Source organism: Brotocaccenecus cirricatena, assembly GCF_020687045.1.
Classification (GTDB): Bacteria; Bacillota; Clostridia; order Oscillospirales; family Oscillospiraceae; genus Vescimonas; species Vescimonas cirricatena.
Genome location: NZ_JAJEPW010000105.1, coordinates 1 through 5883 on the forward strand (window position 1 = coordinate 1; position 5883 = coordinate 5883).

The 5883-nt window shown below is 58.7% G+C and carries 5 protein-coding genes; 2 read left to right on the forward strand and 3 right to left on the reverse strand.

What is annotated here, in order from left to right; all coding sequences use genetic code 11:
* The coding region (locus LKD37_RS16695) for a leucine-rich repeat protein (protein ID WP_302930212.1) at positions 1 to 3267 on the forward strand (3267 nt) is incomplete at its 5' end.
* 160 nt (positions 3268 to 3427) lie between these two features.
* On the opposite strand, the gene LKD37_RS16700 is transcribed toward LKD37_RS16695, so the two are convergent.
* The 3 genes from LKD37_RS16700 to LKD37_RS16710 are packed head-to-tail and all read right to left on the reverse strand — an operon-like array spanning position 3428 to position 4888.
* On the reverse strand, positions 3428 to 3646 hold the full coding sequence (locus LKD37_RS16700) for a hypothetical protein (protein WP_302930213.1): 219 nt from the start codon (positions 3644 to 3646) through the stop codon (positions 3428 to 3430).
* A gap of 43 nt (positions 3647 to 3689) precedes the next feature.
* Entirely contained in the window at positions 3690 to 4100 is a 411-nt protein-coding gene (locus LKD37_RS16705; protein WP_302930214.1) for a hypothetical protein, read from the reverse strand.
* A 50-nt stretch (positions 4101 to 4150) separates the two neighbouring features.
* Positions 4151 to 4888, reverse strand: a complete 738-nt coding sequence (locus LKD37_RS16710) for a DUF4367 domain-containing protein (protein WP_302930215.1) — start codon at positions 4886 to 4888, stop codon at positions 4151 to 4153.
* A 180-nt stretch (positions 4889 to 5068) separates the two neighbouring features.
* Between LKD37_RS16710 and LKD37_RS16715 the strand changes: the two genes are divergently transcribed.
* A complete protein-coding gene (locus LKD37_RS16715) occupies positions 5069 to 5614 on the forward strand; it encodes an RNA polymerase sigma factor (RefSeq protein ID WP_302930216.1) in 546 nt (181 codons plus the stop codon).
* Positions 5615 to 5883: the final 269 nt, after the last annotated feature.

A 5883-nucleotide genomic window follows, 5' to 3' on the forward strand; every position in this document is an offset into this window, starting at 1 on the left:
GTGCTGGTGACCCACGTGCCCGCCTACTACACCAATCCCACCGGCGGCGGCGAAACCTATGTGCAGTATCTGCCCGCTGCCTGCGATGCAGCCGGCATCGACTTCTACTTCTCCGGCAATGACCACAGCTATGCCCGCACCGCCCCCATGACCGGCGGTCAGGTGGACGAAAACGGCACGGTGTACTACATCTGCGGCTCCACCGGCGGCAAGTCCTATTCCATCGTGAACAACCCCGACTTCCACTTTGACGTGGCCACCCTGGACTTCGACAGCGTCTATGTGGACGTCACCGCCGACCGCTTCCAGGCCACCGTCACCGCCTATAACGTGGCCACCGACGGCACCCGGACGGTGCTGGATCAGTTCACCCGCCGCACCGCCCCCATCTGCCAGAACGATGAGCACACCTATGTGTATGACCGTTCCACCGGCCAGCTGGAGTGCTCCGTCTGCGGCCACACCGAAAACGCGGCCCAGGTGCAGTACAACGGCTGGGCGACGGACAGCGAGTCCGGACGCAGAATGTACTTCACCGCCGGACGGTATGTCACCGGCTATCTGTTCCTGGACGAGGTCAACTATAACTTCGATGCAGACGGCCTGGCCTATACGGGCGAATACATCATGGATGGTCAGCGCTGCACCTTCCTGGACGGACAGTTCGTCCCCACGGAGAATATCCTGCTGGCCGGTATCTGCGGTGAGAACGCGTGCTTTGTGCTGTACCGCGACGGCCGGATGGTGATCACCGGCTCCGGTCCCCTGTCCACCACAAGCCGCGCCACCGTTCCCTGGCAGACGGCCAAGGACGGCATCCGCAAGGTCTATGTGTCCGCCGGTATCACCACCCTGTCCACCCAGTGCTTCTACTACTGCTCCATGATGACGGACCTCATCTTCGAAAGCGGCAGCCAGCTGACCACCATTTCCGGCTCCGCCTTCAATGGATGCTCCCGCCTGGTCCGCATCAATCTGGAGGAATGCACGAAGCTGAACCTGATCAGCGGCTCGGCCTTCTATGACTGCCGCTCCCTGACGTCCATTGTGCTGCCCGAGGGCCTGCAGACCATCAACGGCCGCGCCTTTGCCCGCTGCACGTCTCTTAACAGCGTGTATCTGCCGGATGGGATCAGCTTCATCTCCTCCACGGCGTTCCAGGGCTGCGGCGGCGTGGTCCTCAGCGTGGCCTACAACAGCTATGCCAAGCAGTATGCCATCCGCAACGGCATTGCCTATGTGGAGCGTGCCGCCACGGTCATCGCCTCCGGCAGCTGCGGCGCAGGCGCTTCCTGGGAGCTGTATGGCGATGGCGTCCTGAATATCAAGGGCAGCGGCGCTCTCACCAGCCCCAAGGCAGCCTCCGGCATCGCCTGGTATACCTATCGCCACATGATCCGCGCGGTCCATGTGGACGCCGGTATCACCAGCCTGCCTGACTTCGCCTTCTATGGCTCCTCCGCTCTGGAGACGGTAAGCTTTGCCGAGGGCAGCCAGCTGACCACCATCGGCGGCTCCGCCCTGCGCGGCTGCTCCGCCCTGACGGAGGTCACCCTGCCCCGGCATGTGCAGACCATCTACGGCAACGCCTTCCGCAACTGCTCCAACCTCACCTCCGTCTATCTGCCGGACAGCGTGTCCTATCTGGCTGCATCCACGTTCCGGGGCTGCGGCCAGGTGGTCCTCAGCGTGGGCTACAACAGCTATGCCAAGGACTTTGCCGCGCACAACGGCATCCGGTATGTGGAGCGTCAGCCTGAGATCATCGCCTCCGGCTCCTGCGGCGCTGACGCTTCCTGGGAGCTGTACAGCGACGGCGTCCTGCATATCAAGGGCAGCGGCGCTCTCAGCAATCCCAAGGTTTCCAGCGCCACCGCCTGGTATGCCTATCGCCACATGATCCGCGTGGTCCATGTGGACGCCGGCATCACCAGCCTGCCTGACTTCGCCTTCTTCGGCTGCTCCGCTCTGGAGACGGTAAGCTTTGCTGAGGGCAGCCAGCTGACCACCATCGGCGGCTCCGCCTTCAACGGCTGCACCAGTCTGAAGGAGCTGACCCTGCCCCAGGGCGTCAAGACCATCTACGGCAACGCCTTCCGAGGCTGCTCCAACCTCGTCTCTGTCTATCTGCCGGATACGGTGTCCTACATCACCGGCGGCGCGTTCCGGGGCTGCGGCCAGGTGGTCCTCAGCGTGGCCTATAACAGCTATGCCAAGCAGTACGCCATCCGCAACGGCATCGCCTATGTGGAGCGTGAACGCGCGGTTACTGCCTCCGGCTCCTGCGGCGCTGACGCCACCTGGGAGCTGTACAGCGACGGTGCGCTGAGCATCCGGGGCACCGGCAGCCTGACCAATCCCGCCTATGCCGGGGCCGTGGCCTGGAGCGCCTATCGCGAGTCCATCCGCACGGTGGAGGTCGCTTCCGGCATCACCAACCTGCCTGACTTCGCCTTCTATGGCTGCTCCGCTCTGGAGACGGTAAGCTTTGCCGAAGGCAGCCGCCTGACCACCATCGGCGGCTCCGCCTTCAACGGCTGCACCAGTCTGAAGGAGCTGACCCTGCCCCAGGGCGTCAAGACCATCTACGGCAACGCCTTCCGCGGCTGCTCCAACCTCGTCTCTGTCTATCTGCCGGATACGGTGTCCTACATCACCGGCGGCGCGTTCCGGGACTGCGGCAAGGTGGTCCTCAGCGTGGCCTACAACAGCTATGCCAAGCAGTACGCCATCAGCAACGGCATTGCCTATGTGGAGCGCGAACGCGCGGTTACCGCCTCCGGCTCCTGCGGCGCTGACGCCACCTGGGAGCTGTACAGCGACGGCGCGCTGAGCATCCGGGGCACCGGCAGCCTGACGAACCCCACCTACGCTGGTGCGGTGGCTTGGGCCGCTTACCGGGAGTCCATCCGCACGGTGGAGATCGCGGCGGGCATCACCAATCTGTCTGACTTTGCGTTCTTCGGCTGCACCAGCCTGACGTCGGTGATCTTTGAGGATGGCAGCAAATTGACCACCGTCGGCGGCTCTGCCTTCAACGGCTGCACCAGCCTGAAGGAACTGATTCTGCCGGAGATGGTAAAGACGGTCTATGGCAATGCCTTCCGTGGTTGTACCAGTTTGACGTCTGTTTATCTGCCGGACGGGCTGAGCTATATGACCAATAATGCCTTTGCGGGCTGCGGTAATGTAGTTCTCAGCGTTGCCGCCGGAAGCTATGCGGAGCAATGGGCACAGGCCAATCATATTGCCTATACTGCCCGATAACTGATATTTAATATACAAAGGCCGTCCAGCTTTCGCTGGACGGCCTTTGTATCGAAGAAGCCTATTTGCTATCAGGTAAACACTCTGTTCTATGTAACCGTCAGCCCTTCAATTGTGTTGTAACGAGGTTATATATTTTGAAATAGCTTCGGGTCAGGAATCAGTGGCGGGGCGGCTCGTCGTCGCTGGCATTCTGCACCGGTGCTGCCGCTCGGCCCAAACGTCGGCGGAGTCTGATCACATCCAGGTTTGTCAGCGCCACCGGATGCCAACGGTTCAGCAGCGCCGCCGTGATCCCGGGTCCCCACCCGTATTCCGTATATCGACGCAAGTCCTCCAGAAACTCCGGTGTCAGCTCTGGAGCATCCTCGGTCTGCATGAAGGGTCACCTTCGTTCGTTTTTTTGTTACAGTTTTGCGGTGTTAATAGGCCTTGACTCCGGTAGAAGCTGTCTGGGTCTCCACCAGCTTCCCCGCAGAGTCATACACATAGGCTGTGACCACAACCTGGTACACATGGCCGTGAGTGATACTGCAGGGTTTCTCAAGTATAATGGTATCATATGTAACCGTTTCTTCCCAACGCGCGTACTCCACATTGTTGCGCTTTAAGACAACGACTAAATTAACGGTATACCCTTTGTATGCACGGGTAGTTCCCCGGCAATAAGCAACGCCATTTTCAAAGTGCAGATTGGCGGATATTTCCGAAATGCCAATGTACTGCAGAGCAATCTCATCCTTCAGTGCAGCATAGGCCTGCACGGGAACGGATACCGCCAGGCAAAGCGCGGCCATGACGGCGCACATAAAGGAAACCAGTTTCTTCTTCATGTCTTCTCTCCTGTCTGTCATTTTTCTGCAATAAGGGTCCTGACTGTCCGTCAGGACAAAACGATGCTCTGGGCAATTCTCAGGGCAGTCTCTGTGGAGATGTTATCGCCGCAAAGCATGACAATGCAATTGGATTCTGGATACATCCAGATAATCTGCATGCTTTCATCGCGTTGGATTACTGTAGCAAGGGTATCATGTACAATAGTCTGATACAGTTGATTAGCCTCCGTATCGACTTTGAAGACGCCTTCCCCATCAAAATTCATTACACGAATATCAACTCTCTGCTCTACACTACCGCTCGGTCTGATATAACGCCGTGATATCGTTCCGTTTGTATTTTGATTTTCCACCAGCTCATATCCCTCCGGCAGCCAGCCCACTTCGATGCCCTGGTACTGAACACCTCCTTCCGTTTGGTTGAATCGGTACTCCGCATGATCGCCGAAGGTCGCCACAGCCCACCGCAGCGCGTCGCTGCGGAAAACGGGTGACACGGCGAACGCAGCCGTCAGGCAGGAAATGACCAGCAGCATAACGACCGCCGCCTTGCTGAGGACCCGCGACGCCGTCCGGGCTGCGGCGCGGGCGTGGCCCCGCCTTACCTGCCGGGAGATCGTCCGCAGACACCGGCGCTTCGCCGTCTCGGAGGGGCCGCCCTCCTGCGCTTTCAGTGCCTGGTTTTCCTCCTGGTACTGCTGCCCCTGATGCTGTGCAACACTGTGCATCAGCAGCCGGAACAATGCATCATTATACTGCTCATACAGCATTTCCTGCTTTGTCATGCTGGTACCTCCTCAAATCCCTCTACACTAATAGAACTGTTGAAACGGCAAAATGCAACAGTTTTTCTAAATTTTTTCCAAAAATATTTTCTTCCATGGAAGCACTATTGTCAAGATGCGATTTTTTTGCTATAATTTTTCTCGGTTTTTATTGCTTTTCTGAAAAGGAGAGAATGCCGAATGATTCCCATCTGCATTCAGACCATAGAGAATGATGATGACCGGGACTTTATGGAGTGGCTGTTTTTGGAATACCATCCGCTCATGTACGCAACCATCCGGAAGGTCATACATGACCAATGGACGTGCGAGGATGTGCTGCAGGAGTCTGTCAGAAAATTCATCGACCATATTCCCCAGCTGCGGGAGATGGACGCAGCCTCCCGCACCAACTACATCGTTGTGGCGTGCCGGTATAATGCCATCGAGGAGGAAAAGCGTCAGCGCAGAGCCCCCTTCCCTGTGGGGAATGGGGTGATCGACATTGCCTCCCGGGATGCAGAGGATCCGGAACGGCAGATCCTGCTTTTGGACGATGCCGATGTGCTTTGGCAGGTCTGGCCGCAGCTGGATTCGCGGACGCGGCAGCTGCTGGAGGACAAATATGTCCTGAACATGAGCGATGCGGAGATTGCCTCTGCCCTGGGCGTCAAGTCCAGCAGTGTGCGGATGCTGCTGACAAGGGCCAGGAGCAAGGCGCGTAAGGCGATAGAGAAGAAAATGTGAACAAAACTAAGCCTCATATATAAGACAGGTAAGCTGTTATACCCGTCTTATATATGAGGCATTTTTGTGGTAAGAGGGACTCCGTTTTTGGCGGTCAGCCCCGTCATGCGGCTGAAGCTGTCGTAGGTGTAGTTGGCGGAGATGGCACCCTCCGTCGCCTTGGTCAGCCGGTTGTCCTTGTCATAGGCATAGGTGCTGCTTGCTGTCCGGGCGGGGGGGGGGGGGGGGGGGGGGGGGGGGGGGGGGGGGGGGGGGGGGGGGGGGGGGGG